The sequence below is a fragment of the Pararhodonellum marinum genome (genome assembly GCF_015354735.1).
In the GTDB taxonomy this organism is placed as follows: domain Bacteria; phylum Bacteroidota; class Bacteroidia; order Cytophagales; family Cyclobacteriaceae; genus Pararhodonellum; species Pararhodonellum marinum.
Window position 1 is genome coordinate 209,096 of record NZ_JACEFJ010000001.1, and the last position, 15,023, is coordinate 224,118.

A 15,023-nucleotide genomic window follows, 5' to 3' on the forward strand; every position below is an offset into this window, starting at 1 on the left:
AGGTTTTAGCCATGATGATTGAGCAGGTTCAAAAATGCCTGTTCATCAATCATTTTTATCCCTAATTTTTGTGCCTTTTCCTTCTTACTTGGCCCCATATCTTCTCCTTCTATGATGAAATCCAGATTTTTGGACACTGATTTTAGGTAAGTGCCTCCATGGGATTCCACAAAGTCTATGATTTCATCTCTTTTGAAATGGTTTAATTTACCGGATGCCAGGATCTTAAGGCCGGTAAGCTTTTGACTTTCTTGTTGGCTTTCTTTTTTCTCTTTTTTAAAATGAAGTCCGTGACCTTTTAGCCGGGAAATCAGTTCCTGATTTTTAGGGTCCGAAAAAAAATCCTGAAGACTCTGCGCCAGGGTTTCACCAACCCCGTTAATTTCCAGCAATTCCTCTATTGAGCTTGCAGCGAGCGCATCAATGGATCCGAACTGTTCAGCCAACAACTTGGCTGTATTTTCACCAATGTTTCGGATGCCTAATGCAAACAATACTTTTTCGAAAGGTTGGTTTTTTGAGGTTTTAATACCTTCCATCATGTTGCTGATGACCCCTTCTTGAAAAGTATTGCCTTTGAGTTTTTTGAGCTTCTCGGTCTGTTGTTCAGTTAGGGTGAAATCAAATTCCAAAACGATGTTGTGGACGCTGTTTTTTTCTTTACAAAGTTTCACCAATTGTTCTACTTCCAAATCTTTAATCCACACCAAGAGAACTGGGGCCACTGGCACATAATCTTCAATGGTATCCCAAGTTGCTTTTTGCAACCAATCTTCAAAACGTGCAATGTAAGCCAGGTTTACATCGGATTTTGTTTGAAATTTCTTCAGATAGTTTTTAAAGGCTTGTAGTCTTTCCTGTTGCTCGAGTCCCTCTGTGTCTTCTAAAAATCGGTCAATGGCACTCAATGAAATCCCTTCTGTCAGTGCAAAAAGTGCTTTCCTTAGGGTAACATACAAGGAGCCATTTTGGTCTTTGGTGTATTGGTCATCATTGATTTCAAGCCCAAGTAGTTTATCTTGTTTAGACTCCAAGTCATAGATATCAGCTGGATCTTTCACATAACCTTGATTGATCAAAGCCCTGATGCGTTCAGTTCCCAGAGAATCAATATCCATGGCTCGTTTGTGAACGAAATGCTCAATTCTTCCCAACAGTTGCGGAGGACATCCCATTGCATTGGGGCAATAATGCTTCGCTTCGCCTTCTTTTCTGTTCAGGTGGGTATGACATTCAGGACAGTGGGTGATGTAAGAAAAAGGTTTAGCGTTCGGTTTGCGGTTTTCCAAAGAAACTCCGGTTATTTTAGGGATGATTTCTCCACCTTTCTCCACAAAAACTTGATCCCCTTCATGTAAATCCAGTCGAAGGATTTCATTGGCGTTGTGAAGGGAGGCTCTCTTGACGGTGGTACCTGCAAGCTGCACCGGTGAAAGATTGGCCACAGGTGTGATGGCACCAGTCCGTCCAACCTGAAAAGTAATGTTTCTGATGGTAGAGAGCGCACTTTCTGCCTTGTATTTGTAGGCAATTGCCCATCGAGGTATCTTGGCAGTGAAGCCCAATATTTCCCGCTGTTGGTAATCATTGACTTTCAACACAACCCCGTCAGTATCCAATGGCAAATGGTGTCTTTTTTCTCTCCAGGATTCTATAAAAGACAGGACAGATTGTATATCAGTACAGTTTTTATAGGTTTGGGACACATTGAAACCCCACTTTTCCAGTTGATGGATGGCTTGGTCATGTCGGCTTACCAGATTTTCATCCCCAATCAACTGATAGAAATAGCAATTCAGTCTTCTTTTGGCAACCACACTGCTGTCTTGCATCTTAAGGGTCCCTGAAGCAGCATTTCTGGGATTGGCCAATAGGGGATCACCGCTTTTTTCCCTTTCGGCATTGATCTTATCAAATTCTTTTTTGGGAAGAAAAATTTCTCCTCTTGCCTCAAACCGCTCTGGAATTTCTTCCCCTTTGATATAAAGAGGGATGTTGCGAATTGTTTTGACATTTTCTGTAACCACATCCCCCTTAAAACCATCTCCTCTTGTGACGGCCCTTATCAATCGGCCATTCTCATATACCAAGCTGATGGCTACACCATCAAACTTTAATTCACAGAAGTAAGTATAATCCCGATGGCCTAGGCCCTTCGCCACCCGCTCATCAAATGCAATCAATTCCGATTCAGAATAAGTATTGCCCAAAGACAACATGCGCTGTTCATGTTCAGCAGTCTCGAATACCTTTGTAATCGTACCACCTACCCGCTGACTGGGACTTTCAGGACGCAACAAATCCGGATATTCGGTTTCCAGCTGAATCAATTCATTCAAAAGCTGGTCGAATTCAAAATCCGAAATTTCGCTGGTATCTTCCTGATAATACAATTGGTTGTGGTAATTGATCTGCTCAGTAAGTTCAGCAATTCTCTTTTGGGCTTCAGTTTTGGAGTTCATTCCAATCAATTTCCTTAGGGTGATGATGAAGATGGAAAACCTAGTGCAATCGGTTTTCTTTTTTCCAAATCTAGTCTTTTTGTCCGAAAAATGGAGCAGATCCAAACTGCTTTCTCGGATTTAAGGACTATTCTTTTTGATTCCCTATATTTGTTATACAATCCGGTACATATGAAAAGCAAAGTAGATATTGAGGGTAAAATACTGGAAACATCGTTTGCCTTATTTTTAAAAAATGGGTTCAAAAACACCACTATGGATGAAATTGCCCAAAAGTTGGGAATCAGTAAGAAAACCTTATACAAACATTTTTCCAATAAAATGGTGCTCTTGGAATCTTCTTTTGAGATTCTAAAAACAAGGCTTTCATCCCAGGCGGAGGACATTTTAAGCCATCCCCAGATGACTTATTCAGGAAAGCTAAAGGCCATGTTGAAAGTAGTGGGAAAAGGGTTAGCCCACATCAATCCTGAATTACTGAAAGATTTGAGAGACCATGCCCCGCAGGTATGGGACAGCTTGCAGGCCTACATTCGTGATGCAGCCTATCTTAGGTTTCAAAGACTGATACAAGATGGAATTGACCAGGGATACATTGACACACAAGTAAATAAAAATATGGTCGTGCTCCTCTATACCGCTGCCATCCAAAACCTGATTGATCCCGATTTTCTATCTCAGTTTCCGAGGGAAATTTCCGGACAGATTATGGCCAATCCCACAGAAGTATATGATCAGGCCATTTCTATCATTTATAAAGGTATTTTAACGGAGGAAGCACGCACCCAACTCATGAATGTTTGAAGTTTGCCTGACCATTTTAATTTATGATGCAAAAAACACTTTCACTTTTAGAGCTTAATCAACACATTGCCCAAACCTTGGATGCCCAACTGGAACCCACTTATTGGATAGTGGCAGAGATTGGTGAATTCAGGGATTCTGCCAAAGGCCACGTGTACCTTGATCTGGTAGAAAAAGCAGACAGACAGGTATTGGCAAAAATGAGGGCCAACATCTGGTCATATACCTATAGAGGCATAGCCAGCAGGTTTTTTTCAATCACTGGCCAAGGGATTCGCCAAGGCATGAAGATATTGGCACAAGTCAACGTGCAATTCCATGAAGTGTATGGCATAAGTCTGGTCGTAAAAGACATCGATCCCAACTACACCATAGGGGAAAGGGCAAGGAAGAAACAGGAGGTCATTGAAAAACTTACTGCTGAGGGACTGTTGGAGATGAATAAGCAGTTTCCACTTTCAATGGTCCCACAAAAAGTAGCCGTTATCAGCTCAGCCTCTGCTGCTGGATATGGGGATTTTGTCAATCAACTGGAACAAAATGTATTCGGTTTCAAAGTAAATTGGAGACTATATCCAGCTGCAATGCAGGGGGATGATGCCGTGGATAGTATCATCCGTGCCATAGAACAGGTAGAAGCAGACCATCAGACGAAACCCTTTGACCTTCTCGTGATCATCAGGGGAGGAGGCGCACAAATTGACATGGACTGTTTTGATGATTATGATCTTAGTAGAGCCATCGCCTTAAGCATATTGCCAGTGGTGACAGGTATAGGCCATGAACGTGATGAGTCAGTGGCTGATCTTGTAGCCCACACACGGATGAAAACGCCGACTGCCGTGGCTGAATTTATCCTATCTGGATTTCGTGATTTTGAAAGTGAATTGGAATTTTTGCATCGAAGACTCGAGAAAATTACCCATCAAATTATTCAAGTTGAGCAAAGCTTCATTCAGGATAAAGAAAGTTTTGTCAAAAACTTTTTTAGGATAAAGCTTAACCAAGCCCATCAGATGATAGACAATTACCAACATCAAGTAAGGGGAATGGCCAAAACCAACCTAAGGTGGAAGGAAAATCAATTGGTACAACTTGGTAAAATCGGGATTAAAAACTGGCGACACTTGTTGCTTGTGGAAAGAAATCGATTGGAAAACCTAACCAAAAGTATCAAAGACTTAGATCCTGAAACAATTTTGGAAAGAGGATATACAAGAACTGAGTTTGATGGCAAATCCATTCATTTGCAAACCCCACGGGTGGGGGGTGAAATGGTAACTTTTACCAAATCCCATGTGATCAACAGTGAAATCAAAATAATTAGTAAAAAATGAGTAAAAAAGAAATCAAACCAAGCTATGACAAGTCTTTGGAGCGGATCATTGCTATCGTAGATGAATTGGAAAAGAACGATAAAGGGATCGATGAGTTGTCTGATATGGTCAAAGAGGCCGCCGACTTGATCAAATACTGCAAGGCCCAACTTAGACAAACGGAGGAAGAAATTTCTCAGGCCTTCGGAGAAGGGGAGGGCTGATCGCCTGTGAATTTTATCAATGAAGCTTTTTGATCAGTTACCCGGTTTTGGGATAAAGTTGTTCGGAACAGGATCGACAAATTCTAAATGGCGAAGAAAATCTTTGTTTTCGGTATTTTGCTGGGATTTATTTTGGTAATCCTGAAGGTTCAGATAATTGAGCAGATCGGGCAGTTGATCTGATTTAAGGTGTGCTTGCCCCTCTATAGAAAGGGGTTTTGACATGATGACGCTGCCGTTGGGTGTTTTGATGACATTGTTTTCAAGTTGAGCCAAGTTACCGAATTGAGATTGAAACTGGCGTTCGGGAGTTGGGAGTAAAATGGTGTCTTGAGGAACAAGCTGTCCGGAAGGACTGCCTTGTATCCTTTCTCTGCCTCCTCGGGGTTGCATGCGGTATACCTCTCTTGCAAAATCCCTGTTGATGTCAACCAGTTTTAGGGCTTGCTGAGGCGTGATCACATCCGTAATTTTGTTCATAAAGAACTTTTCATTTTCCAACATTTCCTGCTGAATGGTGAACCGTTTGTTGATTAGTTCTTTCGCCTTTTCATCAGAGAGATTTTCCGTATTGGTTCTTGAAATCTCAGCGAGACTTTTCATACTGGCTTCCCTTCGTTCACTGTGTTGGTTGAACAAAGGCCAGAATTCAACGGCTTGGTCAGGTTTCAGGTTAAGCCTTTGGCTGATAAAGGCAATTCGGGCAGATTCAAATTTTTCTCGGTCAAAGCGAGGCCTGCCGTCTCTTTGTGCCCAAACTGGGGCAATTATTTGAAGGGATAGGATGATTATCAATAACTTTTTCATAGGTGTCATATTTTTAAAATTCCCAGAATTCCACAGCGTCAACTTCTGATTCATAATTTACCCATTCATTGGCCAGAATCATATCAAGCAAAGCATCTGGGTCATCGCTCAAAGACAACACATCTTCTGCCTGCCAGTAGCCACTGCTGATGTACAACTCAACCTGATTGTCCAAATTTGCCTCAAAATCTTGCTGATCAGGATTTCCCAAGTTAAAAAGTAAAAGGAAAGCACCTAAAACAACCACTGCTGCAGCAGCAAACCTACTCAATACGGTCAATTTAACACTACGTGCTCTCTTCTTTAGGATTCGATCAGGTAAAGCCTCGAAATATCCCTCTGGAGTTTTGAATTCAATATTTTTGGGAATATTTTTCATACGTTTCTATCTTTTTAGACAATTGCCAACCGTAAAGGTTTATTCTACAGTCAGTTCTTTTTCCAATTTTTTTACAGCATGGTGATAACTGGCCTTAAGTGCACCAATGCTTGTATCTGTTATTTTACTCATTTCATCATAAGACAGGTCTTCAAAATATTTGAGGTTAAAAACCAGTCTTTGCTTTTCGGGTAGCTTAAGAAGGGCATGGAGCAATTTTTTTTCGATTTCATCCCCGGTAATGTGGTTGGACCTGCCCAGATATTGGGTCATGGTTTCATGATGATCATCTATGGATAGAAAAAACCTCCTTTTCTTTTTTTCCAAAAAATTGAGGCTTTCGTTGGTGGCAATTCTATATAACCAGGTAAAGAGGCCACTATTCCCATTAAATTGGTGGATGTTTTTGAAGGCCTTGATAAAGGTGTTTTGCGTGATATCATCCGCATCTTCGTGGATGATCACCATTTTTCTAACCAACCCGTAAACCCTTTTTTGATATGCTTCTATCAACAATCTGTAACCCTTTTCTTTTGACTTGGGTTGTTGTATCATTTCCAAAAGCTCAAGGTCTTGCAATGGGATCATTGATTCATTAGACAAGAATTAAGTTAAGAGGTTTAATGATTAGGTTCAAGAAATTCGTTTTTACCTATATTTCAAGAATATAGTCTAAAATCCCTGCATTTTTACCTTTTGGTCTGGTAACCAGCATTGGAAATCTGTCATTCAGCTGGATAAGCCGCTCAGCCATGCTTCCTATAAACAAGGCAGTGGCTGCAGTTCTGCCTTTGGCGCCAATGATGATGCCATCGGCTTTTATTTCATCAGCCATCGATAAAATATCCTCCACAGGATCTTCATCCTCATCACGGGTGTAGACAGGCTTAATCTGGATATTTTTAGTGTCTATTTTCCGAATAAATTTTTTGTAATTGATTTCGGCATGGAGCTTCATGATGCTGGCAAACTCCTCATAACTTTTACCTGTAAAGTGATATCCGGTAGGTATGGTGAACACATTCTGACAAACAATTTTAGATTTGCTACCGTATTTTTCTGCGATCATGATCGCTTCTTCCATGGCATCTTTGGAATAGTCTGAAAAATCACTTGGAACCAAAAGCGTATCTACACTTGGTTTACTTCCTTCTGGTACGATCAGCAGTGAACAGCTTGCTCTTCTTGCCAAGCGATGGGAAACCACTCCTGTCCCAGGCAATTGGACTTTTCTTCCCACAATGATCATATCCACTGACTTCTCCTGAGCCAATTTTAGGATTTTTTTAGACAGATTGCCTTCCTTGACCACATAAGCCAATTCAGTTTTTTGTTTGTTGACGAAAACCCTATCTACTATGGCTTTCATTTGGTTTTGCCTTTCTTCTACCATTTGACTCACGAGGTTGGGAAACTCCTCCAAAATATCCTTTGGGATATTCAGATTTCTGATCACATTGGTAAAATATATTTTTTTGGTCTGATTGATATTGGCAATAAAGGAGGCAAAATTGACCAAGGTTTGATCCAAATCGGAAAGGTCTAAGCAAACTATTATTTTCTTGATCTGATACATGTTGTCAAACGATAAATTCAATGCAAAATTAAGAGATAAAAGTCAGTATAGATAAATAAAATAAAATTTTATTCTGTGATTATATGGAATTTTGAAATCGGGTAGTTTATTATTTTGAATTTATATAGACTTATTTTGAAAATGTTTCCTGTCTTGAGAAATTTACTTTAAAACAGGACATTGTCGAAATAATTTTTAATACAAATGGTACTGATTCCAAATATAAGGTGACATAAGGTAATAACCTTAAAATGGAGTAACATCTCTTTAAAAATAGCGAAAGACATGAATCTACCCTAATTTTATAAATGGAAAAACAATCCAATTCTAATTTCGTATATTTGCATTGAGTTCGGATCGCCGACATGTTCAAACTTCACAAATTACATAAATGCCGAGTGAAGCCTTTTGCCAAAACCAGGCCTCATCCTTTTTGGTTACTATCATGAAGGACCTCGTTTCTTAAGAAGCAGGATAACAGTGGAAGGTTGCGGAATTCGGGCAGCTCAAATCTTGTCTATAAGGAGGTTTGTAACACTCTAAGATCCGGACTCTTTTTTAATCCATCATATTAACATCCATCTGCACCTTATTTCGTTTTGGGGAGACGCCTGCGATGTTCTCTAAAAAATTTTTGGTATCCTCACAAACACTCTCCCAATCTTCAGAGGTAATTCGGGAGGCAATGACATGATTTTTTGATTCCGGGTAAGCAATTTTTACTTTGAGGTTTTCTGGTGTCTGTACCTCCTCATACATTTCCAGCATAGCAGGTACAGAAACTACGTCATCCTGGTTTGTTTCATCTGCATAATAGTATCCCAAAAAATATGGCTGATGGATTTTCTGGTATGTGGCAGGTTTCATTACTGCTTTTAATAGTGTTCCTAAGCTTACATAAGCATTCACATGGTAATATTCGGACCAGTATTTTGCTTTCTCTCCCTCTCTTTTTTCGAAGATCACTTTATCTTCATTTTTGATAGAAAACTTAAATAAATCCAATCCCCAAGGGGCAAATAGTTGTCTGAGTTGGTCATTTCTGTCTCTTATCGCGGGAGAATACAATATCACCGCCTTGGCATCTGGCCTTTCTGATGCCACCAATGTGGCCAAGGCACCGCCCATTGAGGTGCCGATGATGATCACACTGTCACCTAGTGATTTTCCAATCATGTAGGCTTCTCTAGCTGCCTCAGCTAGCCTTTGTGAGCTCAGAAATCTAAAAGAATCCGGCCTTTCTAAACCATGTTCGGGAAGCCGGGAAAGATAAAGATTGGCGCCAAAATAGGCGGCCAATTGCCTGTGTACAGGATCTCCCTCTTTTTCAGAGGCTCCGAAACCGTGGATGTAGACAATAGCATAAGGGGTCTTACTTTTGTTCAATGAATCAAACCAAACGATTTTGGCCTCATTGTCGGACTTCAAGAATTTCACCGAATCTTCTTTTTGGCTGACGTAGGCTTCCAAATCTGCCATACGAGTAGGGATGGTGGGGTAAGTACCATTGAGATCCGGGACATCCACTTTTGGACCGAGCATATACACCACAACCAAAATGATGGAAAGGGACATCAAAACAAGAAGTAATCTTTTCAACATATACTTTTAAAAAACCAAGTAAAACTAACTTGTTTACACTTAGCAATCAATGGAAAACCTTGTTAATAAAACATAAAAATAAACGACTTCAGCTTTTTTTAGTTGCAGATGGGATGAATCCATTCCACGAAGCCTAACCATGACCATAATTCTGATAAAGAGAAAAATAGCATTTATGGTACTTCATTTTCTTTTTTGTTTGTCCATTAGGATTAACTAGACCTAGATGAATAACTAAGTCCAAAGCATTGTTTTTATCCATGAGAAATTTATATATTCAATCTTCAACCCAAACCGTCATCCACCTATGAAGAACTTATTTGTCACCATGCTTGCAGTTTTTTGCCTATTATTTATTTCCTGTCAAAAAAATCCTGAAGAAGATGGAGTGATAAAGGTGGAAATGAAAAATTTGGAAAGGCACATCCAGATTTTGGCTTCGGATGATTTTGAAGGCAGAATGCCTTTTACAGAAGGGGAAAAAAAGACCTTAGACTATCTGGAAAAGGAATTTAGGTCTATTGGTTTGGCACCAGGCAATGGGAACAGTTTTTACCAGGAAGTGCCTTTGGTTTCAATTTCTACCTTCCCCTCAGAAAAGATGCAGATTAGTCATTCCAGGGGAAATTTGGACTTGGATGGACTTAAGGACTATGTAATCTGGACACAGCGCCCCGATTCCGTCATCTCCATAGATGAGGTTGATATGGTCTTTGCAGGCTTTGGTATCGTGGCTCCGGAATACGACTGGAATGATTATAAAAACCTGGATGTAAAGGACAAAATAGTGGTGGTACTGGTCAATGATCCGGGGTTTGGTACGGAGGATATTTCCCTCTTCAAAGGCAATACCATGACCTATTATGGAAGGTGGACTTATAAATATGAGGAGGCCGCTAGACAAGGGGCACTTGGTTGCCTGATCGTCCACAATACCATTCCTGCCGGCTATGGATTCAATGTGGTTCAAAACAATTGGAATGCTTCCAAACTTTTTTTGGATGACAGGTCAAATCCTCCCTACAAGCTTGCTATCGAAGGATGGGTAACACTGCCAGTGGCCAACAAAATATTTGAAATGGCTGGTTTAAATGAGAGAGAGCTCTTGGCAAAAGCCCGTAAATCTGATTTTCAGGGTGTCCCTTTAGACATGAAAGCCAGCACAACGGTACAAGTGGAAGCTACCTATGATGTTTCTCAAAATATTATCGGCATGGTAAAAGGAGAAAATAGACCCGATGAGTACATTATTTACACCGCACATTGGGATCACCTCGGCATAGGCAAGCCGGATGAAAAGGGTGATACCATCTACAATGGCGCTTTGGACAATGCCAGTGGTACGGCGGCATTGTTGGAATTGGCCCGCGTCTTTAAAGATGGACCTGCTCCGGAAAGGACGGTTGTCTTTCTTGCTGTCACCGCTGAGGAACAGGGATTGTGGGGTTCTGCTTATTATGCACAAAACCCTGTTTTCCCAAAAGAAAAAACGGTGGCAAACATCAACATGGATGGGATCAATCCTTATGGAAAAATGAATGACATGGTCATTGTTGGAATAGGGCAATCAGAATTGGAGGAGATCTTGGAGGAAGAATTGAAAAAAGTAGGAAGATATGCATCTCCTGAACCCACACCTTCATCAGGATATTATTTCAGGTCTGACCATTTTAATTTTGCCAAAGTTGGGATTCCTGCTCTGTATACCAATACAGGAGTTGATCATTTTGAGGAAGGAAAGGAGTTTGGAAAATCTTTACAGGAGGACTATGTATTTAAATATTACCATAAACCCTCAGATGAATATGATCCGCAACGATGGAATTTAGATGGTGCCGTGGAGGACGTTCAGGTATTGTATCAAGTAGGGCTGCAGCTTGCCAATTCAAGTGCTTGGCCTGGATGGAAAGATAATTCCGAATTCAAATCCATTAGGGCTGCGTATATGGAGAGATAAGGTCAATTTTTCAAAACAGGAGATGTTGAAGCAATTTCCACCCTTTCTCCATTTCTAAAAAAAAGTATGGTTTCGGTGTGCAATTGTTGGAGCCCTGAAATATTTTTGTTCAATCTTGTAGTGATGAATTTGTCGGTTTTGCTGAAATCCCGAAACCTACTCAACTGAGTACCATCTGGCAAAATCAATAAAAATGAAATGTCTGTGCCCTTGGCAAGATCTTCGAAAGGTTCTGTCAGAATGACCTGAATCAATGACAGGTTTTGAAAGTTGAAATAAACGGGACAGTCGGTCGAAAAACCTTGGCCAATAAAAAATGCTTCGTCAAAATCGGTATCGTCGAGCTCTATTTCCACATTGAACCGAAAAGCATTTATCGGTACTGTGTCCATTTCGGTGGAATAATTTCGGTTTTCGAAAGGCTCATAGAATACCTGAGAAAGTCCGGTTACCTCCGCCGCCAAAGGAGGAGGACAATTTTTCAGCTCTTCAAGATCAAATAAATCATCACAGCCCACACATGCCACATACACCAGCAGGGCGATAAACCCAAATTTAACCATTCCAGAACCCATACTCTAATAACGAAATTAAAAGGGAGCCTTCCTGAAAAAATTGATTTTTTTTTGCCATTAAAAACCTTCGGTTTATCTTTTGTTTATTTCCGGTTCCCGTTAAAAACAGGTTTTTAAAAAATCATAAGGCTGAACCTCATTTTCCAAAAGAGAAAAATGGTAAGCGTATGGAATTAAAATCACACCTTAAAATTTTTTTCCGATACAACCCTACAAAAAACAAACTTAGTTGTCATATTTGCGTAACCATTTTAGACTTAAAATTTATTTTATGAAATCAAGCCTTCTTTTTACCTGCTTGTTTGTTTTGACCCTTCAGCTTTTTGCCCAAGAAGGAAAATTACCCACTAATGCAGTCTATGTAGAACTAGGGGGACCAGGACTTCCTTATTCCTTCAATTATGATTTTAGATTTGATAAAACCAAGATAGATTCTTGGGGGATGCGGATTGGGGCAGGTGGATATGCTGTTTCAGGAGGGGATTCTTTCTTTTCACTTCCTGTCCAGATCAATAAATTGATGGGTAATGGACCACACTATTTTGAAATTGGTGGGGGAGCTACTTTTGTAGCCTTTAAGTCCAGCACCTATTCCTATTGTCAATCCGGGGAATACAATTCGGTAACAGGAATGTGGGAGTGCACCAGCACCTTTACCTCAAGAAGTGACCGGACAGAATTTATTTTACCGATAGAAGGATCTCCTAACTTGATGGGTACCCTTAATTTTGGCTATCGAAAAGTGCCAACGGATGGCGGTTTTACCTGGGGTTTCAACCTTAACCCCATTTTCAACAGCAATGGTTTTTGGCCGCTGTTTGGAGGCATTAAATTTGGCTACGCCTTTTGAATAGTTTGTTTCTTCATATTTGAGGAAATTAATTTATTTCTTTTTTTCAGAATTCTTAATTATGATAAGATCATTTACATTTCTAGCTGTTTTATTTATCCAAACCACCTTATTTGCCCAAGCACCTGAAAGAACCAGAAGCCAGGGAGTATTTGTGGAGCTATTGGGAAACGGCTTGTTGTACTCTTTCAACTATGATACCCGGTTCAATCAAAGCTATACAGGACTTGGGGGAAGGGTAGGATTGAGTTATTTGGCTGTGGACGGCACCAATCTGACCACCGTTCCAGTTGTATTGAATTACCTTTTGGGCAAAGACAAGCATTTGTTTGAGGTAGGAATAGGCACCACGTTTGTTGCTGCCGCAGACCGGACCAATGTAGGCCCCATCAGTGAAGCCAACCGTGGGTCTACGTTTATAGGGACAATGAGTTTAGGTTACAGACTAGAGCCTAGGGATGGTGGGTTTATGTTCCGTGCAGGAATCACACCGATTTTCGATTCCAGCAACTTTTTTCCTTTCTGGCCACAGGTGTCTTTTGGTTATGCCTTTTGACACCTTTAAATCAGGGATGTGTGCTTCCTATTTCTTTTCTATCTTCTCATAAGAGGCCAGGACGCCCCTTACCATAGCGGCACTGAATCCTTGGTGCTCCATTTCATTCAATCCTACAATGGTGCATCCTTTTGGGGTGGTCACTTTGTCGATGGCTTCCTCGGGATGCATTTGTTTTTGGATCATCAATTCAGCCGCACCTTTTACTGTTTGATTCACAATGAGATTTGCGGTTTTGGCATCAAAACCGATCTGAATACCACCCTGTATCATGGCCCGCATAAAACGCAACACATAGGCAATTCCGCATGCACCCAATACGGTCGCTGCCTCCATGAGACTTTCATCAATGGTGATGGAAAAGCCCACACTATTGAATAATTTCTTGATGCTTTCATCTATTTCCGGTGTGCTGTTGCTTCCACAGATACAGGTGACCGATTCTTTGATATCAGCGGCGATGTTTGGCATGGCCCTGTATAAGGTTGTTTTTTTATCCAATACCTCATACATTTCTTCCAAAGTAACGCCTGTAGCCAAGGAAACGATGATTTGTTTATCCGGTTTCAAGACCGATTTGATCTCCTTCAGGATATGGTTGACATTATAGGGTTTTACCCCTAAGATCAGGATATCGGCTTCCATAGCGGCCAATACATTGTCTGTGAGCACCTTTACACCTAGAGGTTGCAATTCATACAGGCTGTTTGGGTTTCTTCTGGTCAGGGTAAGGTTATTGGGTTCAAAATTTTCGGACTCCAACAGGCCATGGGCTATAGAGGTACCTAAATTACCACATCCCAGAATGGCTATTTTTTGATGAATCATGAAGGTTTGTTTAATCAAATGCTTGAATGGTTGCCTAAAGTTAAATAAATCACATGGTTAATTAAGAATAAGAGAAGCAATTAATACATTGACCTACCCTTCATTTATTTGTAACTTGTGCAAAATTAGATACCTTCTGAATCATTTATCACCAATTTTTGAAGGGGAAACCCAAACATGTAGGGTTAAAATAACCAGAATAAAAAACGTATAAACAATGCTTGAACAGTTCGAAGTTATTAAAGATCAATTACTTGAGGATTACAGTCTCTTTGTGGTGATCTTATTCAAAATGGTCGTGGCAACCATTTTATTGGTGATTTTCTGGTTTATCGGGAACAGAGTCAATCAAATCTCCAACAAAAAATTGGGCAGAAGGCTTCAAGATCCTTTATTGGCCAGCTTTATAGGAGGCGTATTTCGATTCATCATTTTTTTAATGGGATTGATGTTGATTTTCAGGGTATTTGGTTGGACCAATCTCGTATCAGGCATGCTTGCAGGAGCTGGACTTACTGCTTTTATCGTGGGCTTTGCGCTAAAAGACATTGGCGAAAACTTCCTTGCAGGTATTTTATTGGCCTTTAAAAGGCCATTTAGGGTGGGGGATACCATTGAGATTGCGGGCTTAAGGGGACGGATAAAGGCCCTAAATCTTAGAGACACATTGTTAAAAACACCGGACGGAAAGGACATCTATCTTCCCAACAGCATCATAGTCAAAAATCCCCTGACCAATTTCACTATAGATGGTTATTTGAGGCATGAATTTACTGTAATCCTGAGCCAGCAGGATGATTGTTTCCAAGCCATGGCCATTATGGAAAAAGCCATCGTCAATATCGCAGGCGTATTGGACGGTAGCCGTGCACCAAGCTTGTTTGTGGGGGGCTTGGCAGGCAATAAAGTCAATGTCATCATCCATTTTTGGGTAGATACTTTTGACAGAAGAACCCCAGATCATTTGGTGAAATCCAATGCCATTGTTTTGGTTTTACAAGCATTAAAAGAAGCTGGAATCACAACAGGTTGACTTTGAATCAATCCCCTTTCAGCTTTAGCAAAGTCGATTTCACTTTTATGTAGA

The 15,023-nt window shown here is 40.5% G+C and carries 15 protein-coding genes; 7 read left to right on the forward strand and 8 right to left on the reverse strand.

Translation table 11 applies throughout. The annotated features are described in order from the left end of the window. Nucleotides 1-5: 5 nt before the first annotated feature. Nucleotides 6-2,462: an NAD-dependent DNA ligase LigA gene (ligA, locus tag H1A14_RS00920; protein WP_194774322.1), complete on the reverse strand. Its 2,457-nt coding sequence runs from the start codon at nt 2,460-2,462 to the stop codon at nt 6-8. A 171-nt stretch (nt 2,463-2,633) separates the two neighbouring features. Between ligA and H1A14_RS00925 the strand changes: the two genes are divergently transcribed. From H1A14_RS00925 to xseB, 3 genes are read left to right on the forward strand one after another with little or no spacing between them, the layout of a single operon-like run. Further along, complete coding sequence (locus tag H1A14_RS00925; protein ID WP_194774323.1) at nt 2,634-3,266, forward strand: TetR/AcrR family transcriptional regulator; 633 nt, start codon at nt 2,634-2,636, stop codon at nt 3,264-3,266. 23 nt (nt 3,267-3,289) lie between these two features. Next, complete coding sequence (gene xseA, locus H1A14_RS00930) at nt 3,290-4,603, forward strand: exodeoxyribonuclease VII large subunit (RefSeq protein ID WP_228527484.1); 1,314 nt, start codon at nt 3,290-3,292, stop codon at nt 4,601-4,603. Then, nucleotides 4,600-4,806 (forward strand): exodeoxyribonuclease VII small subunit, encoded by a 207-nt coding sequence (xseB, locus tag H1A14_RS00935; RefSeq protein ID WP_194774324.1) that lies wholly within the window; start codon nt 4,600-4,602, stop codon nt 4,804-4,806. Before xseA ends, xseB begins: the two co-directional genes overlap by 4 nt. Before the next feature lie 33 nt (nt 4,807-4,839). Here the strand turns inward: xseB and H1A14_RS00940 are convergent, their stop codons facing one another. The 5 genes from H1A14_RS00940 to H1A14_RS00960 form a co-directional block, all read right to left on the reverse strand. Next, a complete protein-coding gene (locus H1A14_RS00940) occupies nt 4,840-5,613 on the reverse strand; it encodes a hypothetical protein (RefSeq protein WP_194774325.1) in 774 nt (257 codons plus the stop codon). A 13-nt stretch (nt 5,614-5,626) separates the two neighbouring features. Then, complete coding sequence (locus tag H1A14_RS00945; protein WP_194774326.1) at nt 5,627-5,992, reverse strand: hypothetical protein; 366 nt, start codon at nt 5,990-5,992, stop codon at nt 5,627-5,629. A gap of 39 nt (nt 5,993-6,031) precedes the next feature. Then, complete coding sequence (locus H1A14_RS00950) at nt 6,032-6,580, reverse strand: RNA polymerase sigma factor (protein ID WP_194774327.1); 549 nt, start codon at nt 6,578-6,580, stop codon at nt 6,032-6,034. A 64-nt stretch (nt 6,581-6,644) separates the two neighbouring features. Beyond that, nucleotides 6,645-7,568 (reverse strand): universal stress protein, encoded by a 924-nt coding sequence (locus H1A14_RS00955; RefSeq protein WP_194774328.1) that lies wholly within the window; start codon nt 7,566-7,568, stop codon nt 6,645-6,647. Between the two features lie 558 nt (nt 7,569-8,126). Beyond that, on the reverse strand, nt 8,127-9,170 hold the full coding sequence (locus tag H1A14_RS00960; RefSeq protein WP_194774329.1) for an alpha/beta hydrolase: 1,044 nt from the start codon (nt 9,168-9,170) through the stop codon (nt 8,127-8,129). 307 nt (nt 9,171-9,477) lie between these two features. Here H1A14_RS00960 and H1A14_RS00965 point away from each other — a divergent pair, with 307 nt between their 5' ends. After that, a complete protein-coding gene (locus H1A14_RS00965; protein WP_194774330.1) occupies nt 9,478-11,127 on the forward strand; it encodes a M28 family metallopeptidase in 1,650 nt (549 codons plus the stop codon). A gap of 2 nt (nt 11,128-11,129) precedes the next feature. Here the strand turns inward: H1A14_RS00965 and H1A14_RS00970 are convergent, their stop codons facing one another. Beyond that, the gene (locus tag H1A14_RS00970; protein ID WP_194774331.1) at nt 11,130-11,702 is read right to left on the reverse strand and encodes a hypothetical protein; all 573 of its coding nucleotides are present in this window, start codon (nt 11,700-11,702) and stop codon (nt 11,130-11,132) included. A 271-nt stretch (nt 11,703-11,973) separates the two neighbouring features. Between H1A14_RS00970 and H1A14_RS00975 the strand changes: the two genes are divergently transcribed. Both H1A14_RS00975 and H1A14_RS00980 read left to right on the forward strand, forming a co-directional pair. Continuing rightward, the gene (locus H1A14_RS00975) at nt 11,974-12,552 is read left to right on the forward strand and encodes a hypothetical protein (RefSeq protein ID WP_194774332.1); all 579 of its coding nucleotides are present in this window, start codon (nt 11,974-11,976) and stop codon (nt 12,550-12,552) included. Nucleotides 12,553-12,613: 61 nt separating this feature from the next. Beyond that, the gene (locus H1A14_RS00980; RefSeq protein ID WP_194774333.1) at nt 12,614-13,108 is read left to right on the forward strand and encodes a hypothetical protein; all 495 of its coding nucleotides are present in this window, start codon (nt 12,614-12,616) and stop codon (nt 13,106-13,108) included. 27 nt (nt 13,109-13,135) lie between these two features. On the opposite strand, the gene proC is transcribed toward H1A14_RS00980, so the two are convergent. Further along, nucleotides 13,136-13,936: a pyrroline-5-carboxylate reductase gene (gene proC / locus H1A14_RS00985; protein ID WP_194774334.1), complete on the reverse strand. Its 801-nt coding sequence runs from the start codon at nt 13,934-13,936 to the stop codon at nt 13,136-13,138. A 217-nt stretch (nt 13,937-14,153) separates the two neighbouring features. Between proC and H1A14_RS00990 the strand changes: the two genes are divergently transcribed. After that, nucleotides 14,154-14,969 (forward strand): mechanosensitive ion channel family protein, encoded by an 816-nt coding sequence (locus tag H1A14_RS00990; RefSeq protein WP_194774335.1) that lies wholly within the window; start codon nt 14,154-14,156, stop codon nt 14,967-14,969. Nucleotides 14,970-15,023 lie beyond the last annotated feature (54 nt).